This is a genomic window from Paucibacter sp. B51, assembly GCF_027863535.1.
Classification (GTDB): domain Bacteria; phylum Pseudomonadota; class Gammaproteobacteria; order Burkholderiales; family Burkholderiaceae_C; genus Paucibacter_A; species Paucibacter_A aquatilis.
The window spans coordinates 4806303-4825849 of the sequence record NZ_JAPIVN010000001.1 but is presented as its reverse complement, the minus strand read 5'-3'; the positions used below and the strand labels follow the sequence as shown (position 1 = coordinate 4825849).

The window sequence follows — 19547 nt, the reverse complement described above, 5'->3', positions numbered from 1 at the left end:
CGGCCCATAAAAAACGCGTGCCATGGCACGCGTTTATGTGGGGGGCGAGGTTTCAGCCCTGAGGCGTCACCAGAAACGCCACCAGGCTTTCTTGCCGCCGTCGTAGTTGCCGCTGAGATAGGCGCTGTTGGGGAAGCTCTTCTCCAGCACCCGCTTGGCGTCGTCGCGCAGGGCCGGCAGGTCCAGCTTGTCGTAGCTCTGGGTCATGATGAACAGGGCTTCCTCGGCGGCCGGGGCGCGCTGGAACTCTTGCACCGCCTGCTGCGCGCGGTTGGCCGCGGCCAGGTAGGCGCCGCGGTTGTAGTAATAGCGCGCCACATGCACCTCGTACACCGCCAGGGTGTTGGTGATGTAGTCCACGCGCACGCGCGCTTCGGCGGCGTACTTGGAATCGGGGAACTGGTCGATCAGCTGCTTGAAGGCCAGCATGGCGTCGCGCGAGGCTTGCTGGTCACGCTCGGCGATGTCCTGGTTGGCCAGGCGGCCGAACAGGCCCAGATCCTCGTTGAAGTTGACCAGGCCCTTCATGTAGAGCGCGTAGTCCATGGCCGGGCTGGACGGGTTCAGCTTGATGAAGCGGTCCAGGGTGCTGACGGCTTGGGCGCGCTCACCACTCTTGTGGTACGCCCAGGCCAGATCCAGCTGTGCCTGCTGCGCGACAATCGTGCCGGCGGCGCGGCCTTCGATGCGCTCCAGGCTCTTGATGGCGCGGTCGTAGCTGCCCGAACTCAGGTCGTCCTTGGCCTCTGCGTACAATTTGTCCAGGCTGGCCTGAGAATTCGGGTCGTCCTTGGGGGCTGACGAGCAGGCGGCCAAGGCCAGGGCGACCGCGGCCAAGAAGCCGCTGCGCCAGGCCGCCGAAGAGGCGGCCGTGGTTTGAACCTGGGGGAGCACCTTTTGGGGCATCTCTTGGAGTGAACGTGCTGACGAGCCGTTCGATGCCCGCGCCGGGCGGCGCTCCACGCAATTTTCGATCATGATCCCTACAGGGCGGTGCTCATCACCGGCCCTCAGCTGAAGACGGAGCAACGATTATATGGTTCAGGCTCTGCCTGCAAGTCCGACCCTCGCCGCCATGGATGGCGATGATGAATGGGACGGAGAACAAGACCCCGCAGTAGCGGCAGACGAGACCGTCGAAGTGCGCGAGGCCCTGGTCGAGGCCGATTGGCACGGCCAGCGCCTGGATCGCTGGATGGTGCAGTTGGCGCCCGAGTTTTCGCGCAATCACCTGCAGAGCTTGATCGAGCGCGGCTGCGTACAGATCAACGGTCAGGCCGCCAGCAGCGCTTCGCGCAAGCTGCAGGCCGGCCAGCGCGTGCGCGTCGAGCTGCAGCCGACCGAAGAAAGCCGCGCCTTCCGTGCCGAAGCCCTGCCGCTGGACATCGTCTACGAGGACGAGCATCTGCTGGTCTTGAACAAGGCGGCCGGCATGGTGGTCCATCCCGCTTCAGGCAACTGGACGGGCACGGTCATGAACGGCCTGCTTGCGCATCACCCGGCGGCTGCGGCCCTGCCGCGCGCCGGCATCGTGCACCGCCTCGACAAAGACACCAGCGGCCTGATGATGGTGGGCAAAAGCCGCGAGGCCGTGACGGCGCTGACGCGCATGATCGCCGCGCGCGAGGTTCATCGCGAGTACGTGGCCCTGGCCTACGGCCGGGTGCCGGAGGAAATGACGGTCGATGCGCCGCTGCGCCGTGATCTGATCTCGCGCATCAAGATGGCCGTGCTGGCCACCGGCAAGCCCTCGCGCACCGATGTCTACCTGCTCGGCATGGGAGAGCAGGGTGTGCGCCCGATCAGCGCGGTGCACTGCGTGCTGCACAGTGGGCGCACCCACCAGATCCGCGTGCATCTGGCCTACAAAGGTTACCCCCTGGTCTCGGATGCGCTGTACGGCGGTGTGCCCGGCCTGGGCCTGACGCGTCAGGCGCTGCATGCGGCCCGGCTCTCGTTTGCCCATCCGGTCACTGGGGCGGCCTTGCAGTTTGAGGCAACCTTGCCGGCCGATTTGGCGGCGGCTTGGGAGACTTTGGGACTGCCGCCGCCGAGTCTGGCCCCCGTGTTCGATTGAGCGCGCTACAATCAGCGCCAGTTGATGACGCAGTGACGATGCGCGGGAAGCAGTCTCTGGCCCGCAAGGCGCGTCTCAAGCTTGGTGAGGTGGTGGCCGCCGGACTCGATGTCGATGCCGCCCGATCCGCCCGCCGCAAACCCAGCCCCGCCTTTCTTGTTGGCTTGAGTGGAAGCGCCGCCGAGGTGTTCAATTCGGTGCCGCATCCCATGCCGAGGCGCCGTGAGTGCGCCCCGCTGGCTTGCTGAGTGATGTCAGACGCAAGCGCCAAGCCCTGCAAGGCCCGGACGAATCAACACCCGCATGGAACGGGAACGATGACGAAAGTCAATGAACACACAGGATGCTAAGCGCGTCCTCGAGACCGCGCTGATTTGCGCCCAGCAGCCTTTGACGCTGCGCGAAATGCGCAGCCTGTTTGCCGATGCCGTCGGTCCCGACACCTTGCGTTCGGTGCTCGACGAGCTCTCGCGTGATTGGGAAGGCCGGGGCGTGGAGTTGGTGGCGGTGGCCAGCGGTTGGCGCTTTCAGAGCCGGCCCGAGATGCGCGAGTATCTCGACCGCATGCATCCCGAAAAGCCGCAGCGTTACTCGCGGGCCGTGATGGAGACCTTGGCCATCATTGCCTACCGCCAGCCGGTCACGCGCGGCGATATTGAAGACATCCGCGGCGTGGTGGTCTCCACCCAGATCGTTAAGCAGCTCGAAGATCGGGCCTGGATTGAAGTGATCGGCCACCGCGAAGCGCCCGGGCGACCGGCGCTGTACGCGACCACGCAGCAGTTTCTGGACGATCTGGGCCTGAACAGCCTGGAGCAACTGCCCGAACTGGAAGCCGGGCAGGCGCCGAGTGCAGCCGTGGCGGAAGCTGCAGGTTTGCAGGGCTTGTTGCTGGAAACGGAAGCCGAAACCGAAGGCCCGGCTCAGCTGTCGGTTGACGGTCAAAGCAGCAGCTCAGGCGAGGCGCCGTCAGAGGCCACGGCGCCGCAAGCCCTTGAACCCGAAGCGGCGCCCGATGCGAATCTGGCGACTGCTGAACCCATGCCGCTGGTGGATGCCTCTGTGCAGCCGCCGGCAGAAACCGCGAAGATTTCTTCGATCCATTCCGCGCCTATCGGCAACGATATCGGCGCCTCTATTCCGGCCGAGCCGGACTCTCAGACTGACGCCGCCGAACCGGTGCAACCCGACGCATGAATTCCAACGAAACCGATTCCCAAGCCGATTCCGGCGCCCCCGCCATTGAACCTGGCAGCGAGGCCGCAGCGCCCAAGCGCAAGCGTGCGCCGGCCAAGTCCAAGGTGGCGGTAGGCGCCGAAAGTGCGCCGGCTGCGGTTGAAGCCGCCGCTGAAGCCGCGCCCGTCAAGACGCGCGCGCCGCGCAAGACGGCGGCGAAGAAGGCCGCTGAAGCCGTGCTGGAGCTGAGTGGCGAAGCTTCGGCTTCAGTTGCGGCGCCGGCTCCGGCTCCGTTTGAACCCGAGACGGCAGAAGCCGCTGCGCCCAAGCGCCGTGCCCCGCGCAAGACCGCCGCTGCCAAATCGGCCGAAGCTTCCCCCGAGGCTGCTGCGCCCGAGGCGGCGCCAGCGCCGGCCGAAGCCGCACCGGCACCCGCCGCGCGCAAGCCGGTGTTCACGCTGGCGCCGGACGCCGAATCGGCGCCAGCGGCCGAACCGGTGGCGGAAGCCGCCGAAGCTGGCTCCGGCGAAGACGCGGGTGATTCGGCCGAGGGTGGCGAGCGCGGTGGTCGCAATCGCAACCGCCGCCGGGGCCGTAAGGATCGTGGTGATCGCGCCGAGCGTCCGGAGGGCGCCGTTGCGGCCGAGGGCGGCGAGCGCCCGCTGCGCGTGGCCGTGCAGGCGGTGGCGCCGGCACCCGAGGTGCTGGCGGCGGTGGGTGAGCGCTTCGCCGAGGTGCTGGCGGGTGAGTTCGATGGCAGCGACGAGGGCGAACTGCCTGAGGCTACGGCTGTGGTCGAGGACGAAGAAGAAGTCGACACCAAGCGTGTGCTGGCCGCCGAGCCCGATGCACCCAAGCTGCAAAAAGTGCTGGCCCAGGCCGGCATTGGCTCGCGCCGCGACATCGAGGACATGATTGCCGACGGCAAGATCGAAGTGAACGGCGAAGTGGCCCACATTGGCCAGCGCATTTCCTTCGGTGACCAGGTCCGTGTGGCCGGCAAGCCGATTCGCGTGCGCATCTCGCCGCCGGCGCCGCGCATCCTGGCTTACCACAAGCCCGCTGGCGAAGTGGTCACCTTCAACGACCCGGAAGGTCGCCCGACCGTGTTCCGTCACCTGCCGCGCCTGCAGCAGGGCAAATGGCAATCGGTCGGTCGCCTGGACATCAACACCGAAGGCTTGCTGCTGTTCACCAACTCGGGTGAGCTGGCCAATCAGCTGATGCATCCGCGCTTCGGTGTGGAGCGTGAATACGCCGTGCGCGTACTCGGCACCTTGCAGCCTGATCAAAAGGCGCGTCTGCTCGAAGGCGTGATCGTCGAGGGTCAGAAGGCCGCGTTCAAGAGCATCGAAGACGGCGGCGGCGAGGGCGTGAACCACTGGTACCGCGTGGTCATCACCGAAGGTCGCAACCGCGAAGTGCGCAAGCTCTTCGACACCGTGGGCCTGACGGTCAGCCGCCTGATCCGCATTCGCTACGGCACCGTGGTGCTGCCGCGCGGCCTTAAGCGCTGCGTCTGGATCGAGCTGGGTGAAGACGATGTGAAGATCATTCGCCGTCTGGCCGGTGGTGAGCCGCAAGGCCGTGGCCGTGAGGACCGTGCCGAGCGCGGCCCCCGCGGGAACGACCGAGGCAGTGAGCGCGGCGACCGCGGTGACCGCGGTGACCGTGGCGAGGCGCGTGCCGATCGCGGTGAGCGGGGTGAGCAACGCCCCGAGCGCGGCGGCGAGCGGGGCCGCAATGGCAATGGCAACGGCAACAACCGCCGTGCCGATGGTCGCCAGGCTGGTGTCGGTCCGCGCCCTTCGCGTGGCCCCGAGGCGCGTGCGCCCGAGCGTGATCGCGAGCCGCCGCGCGCCCAGGAGCGCGACCGCGATCGCGACCTGGATCGTGGCGACGACGAGTTTGACGACTTCATTCCGCGCAATATCAACCCGCTGGAGCAGACCTTTGACCGTCGCTTTGCCGGCAACAAGGGTCGTGGTTTCCCGCAGGGCTTCGGTGCCGGCGGCAGCAGCAGCCAAGAGCCGCGTGGCGGCCAAGGCCGCGGCGGCGCCCGTGGCGGCAAGGGCGACGGCCCGCGTCAGCCCGATCCGATGCAAACCTCGGTCGGCTATATCGGTGCGGACGCCTTTGTGCGCCGCAGCGGCCGGGGTGGTGGCGGTGGTGGTCGTGGCGGCCAGGGCGGCGGCAACGGCGGCGGTGGCCGCAGCGGCGGCGGCTTTGGTGGCCGCAAGCGCTGATCCAGCGTGGCGGATGGCGCGGTTTCAGGCCCGGCTCAGCCCGGCGCTGAAACCTCGCTGACACCGGCACACAGTACAATTGCGGGTTTTGCCAAGCCCTTAGATTTCAGGAGAAATACCATGGCGATCGAACGTACCCTTTCCATCATCAAGCCCGATGCCGTCGCCAAGAACGTGATCGGCCAGATCTACGCTCGTTTCGAAGGCGCAGGCCTGAAGATCGTCGCGGCCAAGATGACCCACCTGTCGCGCGGCGAAGCCGAGGCTTTCTACGCTGTGCACAAGGCACGCCCCTTCTTCAACGACCTGGTGAACTTCATGATCTCCGGTCCGGTCGTGATCTCCGCTCTGGAAGGCGAGAACGCCATCCTGAAGCACCGCGATCTGATGGGTGCCACCGACCCGAAAAAGGCCGAGAAGGGCACCATCCGTGCTGACTTCGCCGACAGCATCGATGCCAACGCCGTGCACGGTTCGGACGCTCCCGAAACCGCTGCCGTGGAAGTGGCATTCTTCTTCCCCGGCATGAATGTCTACAGCCGTTAATTCGGTCTGACGCCTCTTGTGCTGACAGCCTGGAGGCTGTGAGTTTGAGCTGTAAACCGCTTGCCGGCCTTCGGGCTTGCGGCGGTTTTTGCAAACCAGGGCGGCGCCATTTCGGGCCCGGCCCTGACGACAAGAGATAGAGGCAAGATCATGGACGCGGTCAACCTGCTTGGATTCGATCTGGAAGGCCTGGCTGCGTACTGCGAGCAGCTGGGGGAAAAGCGTTTTCGCGCCACCCAGCTGTTCCGCTGGATCCATCAAAAAGGTGCATCTGATTTCGCTCAGATGACCGACCTGGCCAAGTCGCTGCGCGACAAGCTGGCCAGCCGGGCGCATATTCAGGCGTTGCCGGTGATTTCTGAACATCGCTCCGCGGACGGCACGGTCAAATGGTTGTTTGACGTGGGCGCCGGCAATGCCGTGGAAGCCGTCTACATCCCCGAAAGCGACCGTGGCACGCTGTGCGTGTCCAGCCAAGCCGGTTGTGCCGTGGGCTGCCGTTTTTGCTCCACCGGCCATCAGGGCTTCAGTCGCAACCTCGAGACCTGGGAAATCATGGCCCAGCTCTGGTACGCCGAGCACCAGCTGCGCCGCGACCTGGGCCGCGATGAACGCATCATCTCCAACGTGGTGATGATGGGCATGGGCGAACCCCTGCAGAACTACAACGCCCTGGTGCCGGCCCTGCGCATGATGCTGGACGACCATGGCTATGGTCTGTCGCGCCGCCGCGTGACGGTCTCGACCTCGGGCGTGGTGCCCATGATCGACCGCCTGCGCGAGGACTGCCCGGTGGCCCTGGCCGTGTCCCTGCACGCGCCGACCGACCCGCTGCGCGACCAGCTCGTGCCGCTGAACAAGAAGTACCCGATTGCCGAGCTGCTGGAGGCCTGCAATCGCTACCTGGACAAGGCGCCACGCGACTTCATCACCTTCGAATACTGCATGCTGGATGGCGTCAACGACACGCCCGAGCAGGCGCAGACCCTGGTCAAGCTGCTGTGCGGAACCCACGGGGTCTCCTGCAAGATCAATCTGATCCCCTTCAATCCCTTCCCGGCTTCTGGCCTGCTGCGCAGCTCGAACGAGCGCGTCAAGGCCTTTGCCGAGGTGCTGCTCAATGCCGGCCTGGTGACGACGGTGCGCAAGACGCGCGGTGACGACATCGACGCGGCCTGCGGGCAGCTGGCCGGCGAGGTGCAGGATCGCACCCAGGCCCACATTCGCATGGTGCGTGCGCCAGTGGTGGTAAAAGGCGCAAGTTCTCCCTGAGTGCAGTGAACTTTTCGAACCCCTGGTGAAGACAACAGCCCAATGAAAACAAGAACTGAGCAGACAGGTTTGGCATCTTTGGTGGCGAAGTCCGGGTCCCGCATGCTGTTGGCGGGCTTGGTGCTGATGCTGGCGGCCTGTGCGGCCCCGGCGCCCACTGCCAGCACGGGCCCGCGCACCGCCTTCGATCAGACCGATGCGGACCGCCGCGCCGGTGTGCGCCTGGAGTTGGCGGCCGGCTATTTCTCGCGCGGCCAGTACAACACCGCGCTCGACGAAATCAAGCAGGCCCTGACCGCCAAGCCCGATATGCGCGAGGCCATCAATCTGCGCGGCCTGGTGTATGCGGCCATGGGGGAACCTCAGCTGGCCGACGACAACTTCCGCCGCGCGCTGGTGCTCTACCCGCAAGACCCCGACACCTTGCACAACTACGGCTGGCTGATGTGCCAGCAGCAGCGCTGGGCCGAAGCCAGCAGCCGCTTCGAGCAGGCCCTGGCGCAGCCCAGCTACCGCGCGCCGGCGCGCACCTACCTGGCCAAGGGCGTGTGCGAAGCGCGCGCCGGCCGCTTGGCCGAAGCCGAAGCCAGCCTGGTCAAGGCCTTCGAGTTCGATCCGGGCAACCCGGCCGTGGCCGTCAATCTGGCCGAGGTGCTGTACCGCAATCAGCAGTACGAACGCGCGCGCTTCTACATCAAACGGGTCAATGCCCAGGAAGACCAGAGCACAGCGCAGACGCTCTGGCTGGCCCTGCGCATCGAGCGCCGTCTCAACAACAATGCCGGCGTGGATGAACTGGGCCAATTGCTGCGTCGTCGTCATCCGCAGTCGGCCGAGCTGCAAGCCTTGAACAATGGGCGCTTCGATGAGTGAAGAGGGAGATCGCATGTCTTCGATCCTGAGCGAGGCCGCGCCCGTGTCGGGCATGGCCGCGCCGCGCCAGACCGCGGGCGCCTGGTTGCGCGATGCGCGCCAGCGCCATGGCCTGCACATCGTCGCCCTGGCGGCCACGCTCAAGGTTCACCCGTCCAAGCTCGAGGCGCTGGAAGCCGACCGCTGGGATGAGCTGCCGGACACGACCTTTGTGCGTGCGCTGGCCAAGTCCATCTGCCGCGTGCTCAAGATCGATGCTGCGCCGGTGCTGGCCCTGCTGCCGAACAGCGAAGACCGCGAGCTGACCATGTCGCGCGGCCTGAATCAGCCTTTCCGCGACCGCACGGCCGGGGAGGGTGGTTTCTCGCTGGCGCTCATTCAGCGGCCGGTGGTTTGGGGGCCGGCCTTGTTGCTGGCTGCTGCGGTCGGTGTTTACCTGATGCCTGCGGCCTGGCTGCCCTCGGCCGCCTCGCTCGGCGCGGCAGGCCCGGCGGCCAGCGAGGCGGTGGAGTCGAGCTCTGCCACCTTGCCCGTGCCGGTCGAGGCGCCTTTGGTCACGGCTTCGGCCCCGGTGCTCGCGGCGCCCGCTTCGGCCTCTGCCGTCATGGCTCAGTCGAGCCCGGTGCTTCAAGCGCCCGCCAGCGCTGCCGCTGTGGGCCTGCAGTCCACAACTGGGCAGGACTTGCGTTTGAGCCCGCCGTCACCTGCCTTGACGAAGCCACTTGCCGCAGCCGCTTCGGCAGCTGCGATCGCACCTGCGCAGCCGCTGGCGCCACCGCCGGGCTCCGTGCCGCTGGTGGTCAAGGTCAGCTCCGAGTCCTGGGTCGAGGTGGTGGACGCTTCGGGCCGTACCCTCTTGTCCAAGCTCCTGCGTCCCGGTGATGCGCAGAATCTGGCCGGCCTGCCGCCTCTGCGTGTACGCGTGGGCAATGTGGCCGGCACTGAGTTGATCTTGCGTGGCGAGCCGGTGGATCTGGTGTCGCGGTCCAAGGATAACGTGGCACGCCTGGAACTGAATTGACCGATGGATCCGAGCGGTGCCGGCGCCTGACCCCTCACCCCAGCCTGCATCCTCGCGAATCCAAGCCCTGTTTTTTGCCGAACCTCACAGCAGCATCGACATATGAGCGCAACGCCTGACGAGACCAGCCCCGCGCTGGCGTCCTCTCCCTTCTTGGCCGTGGCCGCCGCCCAACCGGCTGCGCGCCGCTCGCGCCAGGCCCAGGTTCGCTGGGGTTCGCGTGTGGTCACCATCGGCGGTGATGCGCCGGTGCGCGTGCAGTCCATGACCAACACCGACACCGTGGATGTGATCGGCACCGCCATCCAGATCAAGGAGCTGGCGATTGCCGGCTCCGAGCTGGTGCGCATCACGGTCAACACGCCCGAGGCGGCCGAGGCCGTGCCGCACATCCGCGAGCAGCTCGATCGCATGGGCATCGATGTGCCTCTGGTGGGCGATTTCCACTACAACGGCCACCGTCTGCTGAGCGAGTACCCGGCCATGGCGCAAGCCTTGTCCAAGTACCGCATCAATCCGGGCAATGTGGGCAAGGGCGACAAGAAAGACCGCCAGTTCGCGATGATGATCGAGGCCGCGATCAAGTACGACAAGGTCGTGCGCATCGGCGTCAACTGGGGCAGCCTGGATCAGGAATTGCTCGCCGCCATGATGGACGAGAACGCCCAGCGCGCCGAGCCCTGGGATGCCAAGCAGGTCATGTACCAGGCGCTGATCCAGTCGGCCCTGAGTTCGGCCGAGTACGCCCGCGAACTGGGCATGAACCCCGACAACATCATCATCAGCTGCAAGGTCAGCGGTGTGCAGGACCTGATCTCGGTCTACCGTGCGCTCAGCCAGCGCTGCGATTACGCCCTGCACCTGGGTCTGACCGAAGCCGGCATGGGCACCAAGGGCACGGTGGCCTCGGCCACGGCCTTGTCCATCCTGCTTCAAGAGGGTATCGGCGACACCATCCGTGTCTCGCTGACGCCCCAGCCTGGCGAATCTCGCACGCAAGAGGTGGTGGTCGCGTTGGAGATCTTGCAGTCTCTGGGCCTGCGTGCCTTCAACCCCAGCGTGACCGCCTGCCCGGGCTGCGGCCGCACCACCAGCACCACCTTCCAGGAGCTGGCCAAGCAGATCGACGATTTCCTGCGTGAGCAGATGCCGGTCTGGCGCAAAAAGTACCCCGGCGTGGAAAACCTCAAGGTGGCCGTGATGGGCTGCATCGTCAACGGCCCCGGCGAGAGCAAGCACGCCGACATCGGCATCAGCCTGCCGGGCACCGGCGAGGCGCCGGCTGCGCCTGTCTTCATCGACGGCGAGAAGGCCCTGACCCTGCGCGGCGAGAACATCGCCAACGAGTTCCACGCCCTGGTCGAGAACTACATCGAGAAGCGCTTTGGCGCCGTGCAAGCGGCCTGAGCGCTGGCATTGCTTGAAAAAAAGAACACCGCGAATTCCACACCCATGAGTGAACCGAAGAAGTTGCCCCAGCTGCAAGCCGTCAAGGGCATGAACGACATCCTGCCGCCCGACTCGGCGCGCTGGGAATGGCTGGAAGCCAAGATGCGCAGCGTGTTGCAACGCTATGGCTATCAGAATGTGCGCACGCCCATCGTTGAGCCCACGGCCCTGTTCGTGCGAGGCATTGGCGAGGTGACCGACATCGTCGAGAAGGAGATGTACGCCTTCGAAGACCGTGCCGACAAGCATGGCCAGGCCGAGCATCTGGCCCTGCGCCCGGAGATGACGGCCGGCGTGGTGCGCGCCATGATCGAGCATTCCTTCCTGCGCGACTCGGGCCGCCGCCTGTACTACTTCGGCCCCATGTTCCGCCGCGAAAAGCCGCAGAAGGGTCGTTACCGCCAGTTCCATCAGATGGGTGTCGAGGCCCTGGGCTTTGCCGGCCCCGATGTCGACGCCGAAGTGATCTTGATGGGCAGCCGCCTCTTGCGCGAGCTGGGTCTGAAGGATGGCGAGCATGTCAGCCTGGAGCTGAACTGCCTGGGCGAAGCGGCCGAGCGCCGCGCCCACCGCGAGGCCCTGATCGCCCACCTGGAGGCGCACAAGGACCTGCTCGATGAAGACAGCCAGCGCCGCCTCTACACCAACCCCCTGCGCGTGCTGGATACCAAGAATCCGGCCCTGCAGGAGATGGCGAATGCCGCGCCCAAGCTGCTGGATTTCCTGGGTGAAGCCTCGCTGGCGCATTTCAACGGCGTGCGCGCCATCCTCGATGCCGCAGGCGTGGCCTATCGCATCAACCCGCGCCTGGTGCGCGGCCTGGACTACTACAACCTGACCGTGTTCGAGTGGGTCACCGACAAGCTGGGCTCGCAAGGCACGGTCTGCGGCGGCGGCCGCTACGACGGCCTGATCGAGCAGCTGGGTGGCAAGGCCACGCCGGCCGTGGGCTTCGGCATGGGCATGGAACGCATGCTGCTTTTGCTGGAAGAAGTGGGCGTGGCCCCGGCCGCGCCGACCCCGCATGCCTACGCCATCGTGCCCTCGGCCAACGGCCTGGCCCAGGTCATGGTGGCGCTGGAGGCCCTGCGGGGCGCCGGCATCAGCGTGATCCTGCACCCGGGGCAGAGCAGCATGAAGTCGCAGTTCAAGAAGGCCGATGCCAGCGGTGCGGCCTTTGCCCTGATCTTCGGCGAGGACGAAGTCGCCCGCGGTGAAGTGGCCGTCAAGCCGCTCCGCCAGGGAATGCAACCCGAGGGGGCGGCGCAGTACACCCGCAGCATTTCGTCGGCGGCCGACTGGGCAGCCGAGCTGCTCAACGCATAATCGCGGCCTTCCTCCCGTTTTCACCACCGCAATCCGAGAATCTTTCATTCATGGCGTCGCATCTCGATCTCGAAGAACAAGAACAGCTGGACCAGCTGAAGGCTTTTTGGAAAACCTGGGGCAATCTGATCACCTGGGCGCTGACCATCGCCCTGGCGGCCTATGCCGGCTGGAACGGTTGGAACTGGTACCAGCGTGACCAGGCCAGCAAGGCCGCGGCCATGTACGACGAGCTGGACCGTGCCGTGCAGGCCGGTGATGCCGAAAAGGCCGGCCGCGTTTTTGGTGATCTGAAAGAGCGTTTTCCCAGCACCACCTATGCCGCTCAAGCTGCGCTGCAGGCCGCCAAGGCTCAGTTCGACAAGGGTCAGGCCGATGCCGCCCGCGCCAGCCTGAGTTGGGCAGCCAGCAGCGCTTCGCAAGAAGATGTGCGCGATGTCGCCCGCCTGCGTCTGGCCGGTCTGCAACTCGATGCCAAGCAGTACGACGAGGCGGCCAAGACCCTGGATGCGATCAAGTCGCCCGATTTCGTCGCCCTGCAGGCCGACCGCCGCGGTGACCTGCTGGTCTTGCAGTCCAAGCCGGATCTGGCCAAGGCCGAGTACCAGAAAGCCTATGCCGCCATGGACAAGAACCAGGACTACCGCCGCCTGATCGAGGCCAAGCTGAGCACCCTGGGCGTGGCCCCGCCGGTGGAAGAAGCAGCGGCCGCCGGCCAAGGAGCGGCCAAGTGAGCGGCGCGCTGAAGACGACGACGGTGCAGATGGGTGCGTCCCGCCTGCGCGCTGGTGCGCTGGCCCTGGCGGCTGCGGCCGTGCTGACCGGCTTGTCGGGCTGCTCGCTGTTCGGCTCCTCGAACGCACCCAAGCCCACGCCGCTGGAAACGCTGACGCCCGAGATCGCTGGCCGCGTGGTCTGGAACAGCCGCATCGATTCGGTGCAGTTCCCACTTTCGATCGCCACCGTGGCCGACCAGTTCGTGGTCGCCGGCAGCGGCGGCGTGGTCGAGGCCTTGCAGGCCAGCGATGGCCGCTCGGCCTGGCGGGTGGATGTGGGCCAGAAGCTCAGCGCCGGTGTCGGCTCGGACGGCCGTTTCGCTGCCGTGGTGACGCGTGAGAACGAGGTGGTGGTGCTGGAAGCCGGCCGCGTGCTCTGGCGCAAGCCGCTGCCCAGTGCCGTGCTGGCAGCGCCCCTGGTGGCGGGCGAGCGCGTCTTCGTGCTGACTGTGGATCGCCAGGTCCAGGCTTTCGATGCCCTGGACGGCCGCCTGCTCTGGAATCTGCGCCGCCCCGGCGAGCCCCTGACCCTGGCCCAGCCCGGAGTGCTGGCCGCCTTCAAGGACACCTTGATCGTCGGCCAGGGCCCGCGCATGGCGGGTGTCGATCCGCTGCGTGGTTCGGTGCGCTGGGAGGCCAGCGTGGCCAGCCCGCGTGGCACCAATGAAGTCGAGCGCCTGGCCGATCTGGTGGCCCCCGCTGTTCGTCAGGGCGACATGATCTGCGCGCGCGCCTTCCAGTCCGCCGTGGGCTGCGTCAATGCCGAACGCGGCAGCGCGCTCTGGAGCCGCAACTTCGGCGGCATGAATGGCATCGGTGGCGGTGCCACCGCCGTCGTTGCAGCCGACGCTTCGGATCGCATCACGGCCTGGGGCCTGGGCAATGGCGATGTGATGTGGACGGCCGATCAGTTCCAGCACCGCCGCCTGAGCGCGCCGCTGGTGGTGGGCAAGAATGTGGTGGTCGGTGACTTCGAAGGCCAGGTGCATTTCCTGGCCCTGGACAACGGCCGCACCCAGCTGCGCCTGGCCACCGATGGCTCGGCCATCCAGGCCGCCCCCGTGGCCCTGGGCACGACCATTCTGGTGGCCACCCGCAATGGCGGGCTGTACGCCTTGCGACCTGAGTAAGACCCGGCTCCGGCCGGCTTTGAACCCCTAGCAGTGAGAACAATAAGAATATGAAACCCGTCATCGCCCTGGTCGGACGCCCCAATGTGGGCAAGTCCACGCTCTTCAACCGGCTGACCAAGAGCCGCGACGCCATCGTCGCGGATTTCGCCGGCCTGACGCGCGACCGCCACTACGGTGACGCTCGTCTGGGTGATCGTGAGTTCATCGTCATCGACACCGGCGGTTTCGAGCCCGACAGCACCACCGGCATCGTCAAGGAAATGGCCAAGCAGACCCGCCAGGCCGTGGCCGAGGCCGATGCCGTGGTCTTTGTGGTCGATGTGCGCCTGGGTCTGTCGGCCCAGGACAGTGACATCGCCCGCTATCTGCGCCAGGCCAACAAGCGCATCTTCCTGGCCGTGAACAAGGCCGAGGGCATGAGCGATTCGCCCCTGCTGGGTGAGTTCCATGAGCTGGGCCTGGGGGAGCCGCACCCGATTTCGGCCTCGCACGGACAGGGCATCCGCAGCCTGCTGGAAGCGGTGCTGGAGCCCTTCGAGTTTGAAGAAGACGAAGAGGCTGCGCCCGAGAACGACGGCGTCATCCGTCTGGCCGTGGCCGGCCGCCCCAATGTGGGCAAGAGCACGCTGATCAACACCTGGCTGGGTGAAGAGCGCCTGGTGGCCTTCGACATGCCGGGCACCACGCGCGACGCCATTGCCGTGCCTTTTGAGCGGAATGGTCAGCAGTTCCAGCTGATCGACACCGCCGGCCTGCGCCGCAAGGGCAAGGTCTTCGAAGCCATCGAAAAGTTCTCGGTGGTCAAGACCTTGCAGGCCATCGCCGACGCCAATGTCGTGCTGCTGCTGCTGGATGCGACCCAAGGCGTGTCCGATCAAGACGCGCACATTGCGGGTTACATCCTGGAGAGCGGCCGTGCCGTGGTGCTGGCCGTCAACAAATGGGACGCCATCGACAGCTACCAGCGCGAGCAGCTGCAGCGCTCGATCGAGCAGCGCCTGGCGTTTTTGAAGTTCGCCCCGATCCACAATATCTCGGCGCTCAAGCGCCAGGGCTTGGGTCCGCTCTGGGGCGCTCTGGCCGATGCCTATGCTTCGGCCTACCGCAAGATGACCACGCCGGTGCTGACGCGCCTGATCCAGGAAGCGGTGGAGCACCAAACGCCCAAACGCAGCGGGCACTTCCGCCCCAAGCTGCGCTACGCCCACCAGGGCGGCATGAATCCGCCTCTGGTGATCGTGCACGGCAATTCGCTGGAAGGCGTGACCGAGGCCTACAAACGCTATCTGGAAGGCCGCATCCGCGCCCACTACAAGCTGGTCGGCACGCCCATGCGCATCGAGATGCGTTCCTCGAAGAATCCCTACAGCGACAAAGACAGCTGAAGCCTGTCTCCCGGGCCCGCAGCGGTGGCGGCCGGCCTGTGTTAAGGTGAACGCCGTTCCCTCCAAATCCCTCTCACAACACGGAGCATATCGTGAGCAACAAAGGCCAACTCCTGCAAGATCCCTTCCTGAACCTGCTGCGCAAGGAGCATGTGCCGGTGTCCATCTACCTGGTCAACGGCATCAAGCTGCAAGGTCACATCGAGTCGTTTGACCAGTATGTGGTTCTGCTGCGCAACACGGTCACGCAGATGGTCTACAAGCACGCCATCTCCACGGTGGTGCCGGGTCGTGCGGTGAATTTCCACACCGCCGACAGCGCTGACGAAGCGCACTGAAACCTGGGCTTTTGCCCCTTGCCCACACCTTGAGTTCCGCTGACTCCACCCACACGTCGCCGCCTTCTGAGGCGGCGCGTGCCATTCTTGTGGGCGTTGATTTCGGCCGCCACGCCAAGTCTTCGTTCGCATCCACATTCGATCCCACCCTGGACGAGCTGGCCTTGCTGGCCGAATCCGCCGGCGACACGCCGGTGGCCCGGGTGATCGCCCGCCGCCAGTCGCCCGATGCAGCGCTGTTTGTCGGTTCTGGCAAGGCCGACGAGATCAAGCTGCTGGTGCAGATGCACCAGGCCCACACCGTGCTGTTCGACCAGGCGATCTCGCCGGCGCAGCAGCGCAATCTCGAGCGTGTGCTGGGCGTGCCCGTGGCCGATCGCACCGCCTTGATCCTGGAGATCTTTGCCGCCCGTGCCAAGAGCCATGAAGGCAAGATGCAGGTCGAGCTGGCCCGCTTGCAATACCTGGCCACACGCCTGGTGCGCCGCTGGAGCCATTTGGAGCGACAGAGCGGCGGCATCGGCATGCGCGGCGGCCCCGGCGAAGCCCAGATCGAGCTGGACCGCCGCATGATCGATGACCGCATCAAGGCCATCAAGGAAAAGCTCAAGAAAGTGCAGCGCCAGCGCAGCACCCAGCAGCGCGCGCGCGCCCGCAACAGCGTGTTCCGCGTGTCCTTGGTCGGCTACACCAATGCCGGCAAGTCGACGCTCTTCAATGCCTTGGTCAAGGCGCGCACCTACGCGGCCGACCAGCTCTTCGCCACGCTGGACACCACCACGCGATCGCTCTATCTGGAGCAGGCCGGCGCCAGCGTGTCCTTGTCCGACACCGTGGGGTTCATCCGCGACCTGCCGCACAAGCTGGTCGAGGCTTTCCGCGCCACCTTGCAGGAGGCGGCCGATGCCGACCTGCTCTTGCATGTGGTCGACGCGGCCTCGCCCGTGCTGGAAGAGCAGATGCTGGAAGTGGAGCGGGTGCTGGAGGAAATCGGCGCCGACCACATCCCGCAGATCCTGGTCTACAACAAGCAGGACATGCTGGAAGAGAGCCAGCGTCCACGCAGTGGCATGGATTGGATCGAGCGCCAGAGCGATGGCAGCGTCGGTGCGCGGGTGCCGCGTGTCTTCGTCAGCGCGCTCGATGGCAGCGGCCTTGATGTGCTGCGCGAGCAGATCGTGCAGGCCCTGCTGACGCAGCGCCCGGCCGACTTGAATTCCCCAGGTCTCACCCCAGATGCAGGGGTGGACTTCGCCTCACTGGATTTCGACGATTCCGAACAACCGCTGGCAGACGCCGTGACGTGCGACCCTGCCGACACCCATCCCACACAGGCATGAGCATGAACACCTACGAGCGCGTGAGCCCCGAGCGGCCCGTGATGAGCAGCCCCGCTGCCGGCCGCATCAAGCCTCTGGCGGCCGCGGCTGCCGCTTTGCTGCGCGGCCTGTGGCCCCAGAACTGGCGGGCAGGACGTCTGCTGAACAACGGCCGCAATGACGGCCCGCCGGATCTGGATGAGCTCTGGCGTGATTTCAATCGCAAGCTCTCCGGCATGTTCGGTGGTAAGCCCGCCGGCAATGGCGGCAATAACAACAACGGCGACTCGGGTGGTGGCAACAACTACCAGCCCGATATGAAGAGCGCCAGCGTCGGCGCTTTGCTGATCGGCGGCGTGGTGTTGGTCGGTTGGCTGGGCAGCGGCTTCTTTATCGTGCAGGAAGGCCAGCAAGGGGTGATCACCTCCTTCGGCAAGTACAGCAAGACGGTCGATGCCGGCTTCCAGTGGCGCCTGCCGTTCCCCTTCCAGGCCAGCGAGGTGGTCGCCGTGACCCAGCTGCGCCAGGTCGAGGTGGGCCGCAACTCGGTGGTGGCGGCCACGGGGCTGCGTGACTCTTCCATGCTGACGCAGGACGAGAACATCGTCGACATCCGCTTCACCGTGCAGTTCATCCTCAAGGATGCGCGCGACTACCTGTTCGAGAACAACAAGCCCGATGAGGCGGTGATCTTGGCGGCCGAATCGGCCGTGCGCGAGATCGTCGGCAAAAGCAAGATGGACTCGGTGCTGTACGAGCAGCGCGATGCCATCGCGGCCGAGCTGGTCAAGTCGGTGCAGGCCCAGATGGATCGTCTGAAGGCCGGCATCCTGATCAAGGCCGTGAACGTGCAGAACGTGCAGGCGCCCGAGCAGGTGCAGGCTGCCTTCGACGATGCCTTCAAGGCCGGCGCCGACCGCGAGCGCCTGAAGAACGAAGGCCAGGCCTACGCCAACGACGTGATCCCCAAGGCCCAAGGCACTTCGGCGCGCCTGCGCGAAGAGGCCGAGGGTTACAAGGCTCGTGTGGTGGCGCAGGCCGAAGGTGATGCGCAGCGCTTCAAGAGTGTGCTGGCCGAGTACCAGAAGGCACCGGCGGTCACACGCGACCGCCTCTACACCGACACCATGCAACAGGTTTATTCCAACGTCAGCAAGGTGATGGTGGACAGCCGCAATGGCTCCAACCTGCTGTACCTGCCGTTGGACAAGCTGATCCAGCAGGCCGGTGGCAGTGTCACCAGCACCGTGCCGGCGGCTGTGCCGTCCAGCGAGACCCCGGCCACCGTGGGCAATAACGACATGCGTTCGCGCGACGGCCTGCGCAGCCGCGACGGCCGTTGATTTCAGGGAGTGATAGAGATGAACCGTATTGCCTCCATCGCGGTCGGCGCCCTGATCGCCTTCATGCTGGCCAGCTCCATGCTCTTCATCGTCGACCAGCGCCAGTTCGCGGTCGTCTACGCCCTGGGTGAAATCAAGGAAGTCATCACCGAGCCCGGTCTGAAGGTCAAGCTGCCGCCGCCGCTGCAGAACGCAGTTTTGCTGGATCGCCGTGTGCAGACCCTGGACAGCCCCGAGTCGCGCCCGATCTTCACGGCCGAGAAGAAGAGCCTGGTGATCGATTGGCTGGTGAAGTGGCGCGTGGCCGAGCCGCGCCAGTTCATCCGCAACAACGGCTCCGACATGCGTAACGTCGAGAACCGCCTGAGCCCCATCGTGCAAGCGGCGTTCAACGAAGAAGTGACCAAGCGCACCGTGCTGGCCGTGCTCTCGACCGAGCGCGAGAAGGTCATGAACGATGTGCGCAAGCGCCTGGAAGACGAGGCCAAGCAGTTCGGTATCGAGGTGGTGGATGTACGCATCAAGCGCGTCGACTTCTCCGCCAACATCACCGACTCGGTCTACAACCGCATGAAGTCCGAGCGCCTGCGCGTGGCCAATGAGCTGCGTTCCACCGGTGGCGCGGATGCTGAAAAGATCAAGGCCGATGCCGACCGTCAGCGCGAAGTGATCGTGGCCGAGGCCTACCGCGATGCGCAGAAGATCAAGGGTGAGGGCGATGCCAAGGCTTCGGCCCTGTACGCCGAAGCCTTCGGTCGTGACCCGCAGTTTGCGCAGTTCTACCGCCAGCTGGAGGCTTACCGCAGCACCTTCCGTAACAAGTCGGATGTGATGGTGGTGGACCCGAGCAGCGACTTCTTCAGGGCCATGCGTGGCTCCGGCGCTGCCGGTGGTGCGGCGACCTCCGGTCCGCGCAAGTAAACGCGGCATCGCTGGCAACACGCGAGGAGGGCAGGGCGCATGAGTGGCAACAGCTGGTTGACGGCGCTGGCCTTGATGCTGGTGATCGAAGGCTTGTTGCCCCTGCTCAGCCCGGCCTCCTGGCGCCAGGTCTTCGCCCGCATGCTGGCCATGACCGACGGGCAGATCCGTTTTGTCGGCTTGCTCAGCATGCTGGCGGGGCTGCTCGCTTTGTTGTGGATTTCGCAGTGAAGCGTGTTTGATTTGCGCCGCTGAGCGCGGAAAAACGGGGGAAAGCGGGGAATTGGGGATGCCCGAGGGGCAATCCGGCCGCAGCGCCGGTACAATGCGTTTTTAACCCCCTCCC

18 protein-coding genes are annotated in these 19547 nt (G+C 65.9%); 17 read left to right on the top strand and 1 reads right to left on the bottom strand.

The features are described from left to right. Nucleotides 1–66: 66 nt before the first annotated feature. Nucleotides 67–906 carry an outer membrane protein assembly factor BamD gene (locus OOB33_RS20350; RefSeq protein WP_102767443.1) on the bottom strand — a complete coding sequence of 280 codons (840 nt, stop codon included), beginning with the start codon at nucleotides 904–906 and terminating at the stop codon, nucleotides 67–69. 169 nt (nucleotides 907–1075) lie between these two features. On the opposite strand from OOB33_RS20350, the gene OOB33_RS20345 reads away from it, so the two are divergent. The 17 genes from OOB33_RS20345 to OOB33_RS20265 all read left to right on the top strand — a co-directional run bounded on the left by OOB33_RS20345 (nucleotide 1076) and on the right by OOB33_RS20265 (nucleotide 19432). After that, entirely contained in the window at nucleotides 1076–2077 is a 1002-nt protein-coding gene (locus OOB33_RS20345) for an RluA family pseudouridine synthase (RefSeq protein WP_271009948.1), read from the top strand. Nucleotides 2078–2407: 330 nt separating this feature from the next. Next, nucleotides 2408–3274, top strand: a complete 867-nt coding sequence (gene scpB / locus OOB33_RS20340; protein WP_271009947.1) for an SMC-Scp complex subunit ScpB — start codon at nucleotides 2408–2410, stop codon at nucleotides 3272–3274. Then, nucleotides 3271–5499: a pseudouridine synthase gene (locus OOB33_RS20335; protein ID WP_271009946.1), complete on the top strand. Its 2229-nt coding sequence runs from the start codon at nucleotides 3271–3273 to the stop codon at nucleotides 5497–5499. Before scpB ends, OOB33_RS20335 begins: the two co-directional genes overlap by 4 nt. A gap of 120 nt (nucleotides 5500–5619) precedes the next feature. Further along, nucleotides 5620–6045, top strand: a complete 426-nt coding sequence (ndk, locus tag OOB33_RS20330; protein ID WP_102767438.1) for a nucleoside-diphosphate kinase — start codon at nucleotides 5620–5622, stop codon at nucleotides 6043–6045. 150 nt (nucleotides 6046–6195) lie between these two features. After that, nucleotides 6196–7317 carry a 23S rRNA (adenine(2503)-C(2))-methyltransferase RlmN gene (gene rlmN / locus OOB33_RS20325; RefSeq protein ID WP_271009945.1) on the top strand — a complete coding sequence of 374 codons (1122 nt, stop codon included), beginning with the start codon at nucleotides 6196–6198 and terminating at the stop codon, nucleotides 7315–7317. A 102-nt stretch (nucleotides 7318–7419) separates the two neighbouring features. Next, nucleotides 7420–8190 carry a type IV pilus biogenesis/stability protein PilW gene (pilW, locus tag OOB33_RS20320; RefSeq protein WP_223696505.1) on the top strand — a complete coding sequence of 257 codons (771 nt, stop codon included), beginning with the start codon at nucleotides 7420–7422 and terminating at the stop codon, nucleotides 8188–8190. Nucleotides 8191–8203: 13 nt separating this feature from the next. Continuing rightward, on the top strand, nucleotides 8204–9211 hold the full coding sequence (locus OOB33_RS20315; RefSeq protein WP_165794534.1) for a helix-turn-helix domain-containing protein: 1008 nt from the start codon (nucleotides 8204–8206) through the stop codon (nucleotides 9209–9211). Nucleotides 9212–9313: 102 nt separating this feature from the next. Continuing rightward, nucleotides 9314–10618 (top strand): flavodoxin-dependent (E)-4-hydroxy-3-methylbut-2-enyl-diphosphate synthase, encoded by a 1305-nt coding sequence (gene ispG / locus OOB33_RS20310; RefSeq protein WP_102767434.1) that lies wholly within the window; start codon nucleotides 9314–9316, stop codon nucleotides 10616–10618. A gap of 45 nt (nucleotides 10619–10663) precedes the next feature. After that, nucleotides 10664–11986 carry a histidine--tRNA ligase gene (gene hisS, locus OOB33_RS20305; protein WP_102767433.1) on the top strand — a complete coding sequence of 441 codons (1323 nt, stop codon included), beginning with the start codon at nucleotides 10664–10666 and terminating at the stop codon, nucleotides 11984–11986. Between the two features lie 50 nt (nucleotides 11987–12036). Beyond that, nucleotides 12037–12720 (top strand): YfgM family protein, encoded by a 684-nt coding sequence (locus OOB33_RS20300; protein WP_271009944.1) that lies wholly within the window; start codon nucleotides 12037–12039, stop codon nucleotides 12718–12720. Beyond that, nucleotides 12717–13892, top strand: a complete 1176-nt coding sequence (gene bamB / locus OOB33_RS20295; RefSeq protein WP_271009943.1) for an outer membrane protein assembly factor BamB — start codon at nucleotides 12717–12719, stop codon at nucleotides 13890–13892. The genes OOB33_RS20300 and bamB overlap by 4 nt, the downstream gene beginning before the upstream one ends. Before the next feature lie 50 nt (nucleotides 13893–13942). Next, nucleotides 13943–15280, top strand: coding sequence for a ribosome biogenesis GTPase Der (gene der / locus OOB33_RS20290; RefSeq protein ID WP_102767431.1), 1338 nt, complete (start codon nucleotides 13943–13945; stop codon nucleotides 15278–15280). A gap of 92 nt (nucleotides 15281–15372) precedes the next feature. Next, nucleotides 15373–15618, top strand: coding sequence for an RNA chaperone Hfq (gene hfq, locus OOB33_RS20285; RefSeq protein WP_102767430.1), 246 nt, complete (start codon nucleotides 15373–15375; stop codon nucleotides 15616–15618). Between the two features lie 29 nt (nucleotides 15619–15647). After that, nucleotides 15648–16958, top strand: a complete 1311-nt coding sequence (gene hflX / locus OOB33_RS20280; RefSeq protein ID WP_442953030.1) for a GTPase HflX — start codon at nucleotides 15648–15650, stop codon at nucleotides 16956–16958. 2 nt (nucleotides 16959–16960) lie between these two features. Beyond that, the gene (gene hflK, locus OOB33_RS20275; protein ID WP_394341034.1) at nucleotides 16961–18280 is read left to right on the top strand and encodes an FtsH protease activity modulator HflK; all 1320 of its coding nucleotides are present in this window, start codon (nucleotides 16961–16963) and stop codon (nucleotides 18278–18280) included. Nucleotides 18281–18298: 18 nt separating this feature from the next. After that, entirely contained in the window at nucleotides 18299–19201 is a 903-nt protein-coding gene (hflC, locus tag OOB33_RS20270; RefSeq protein ID WP_271009942.1) for a protease modulator HflC, read from the top strand. 39 nt (nucleotides 19202–19240) lie between these two features. Beyond that, a complete protein-coding gene (locus OOB33_RS20265) occupies nucleotides 19241–19432 on the top strand; it encodes a DUF2065 domain-containing protein (protein ID WP_102767426.1) in 192 nt (63 codons plus the stop codon). The last annotated feature ends 115 nt before the right edge of the window (nucleotides 19433–19547 follow it).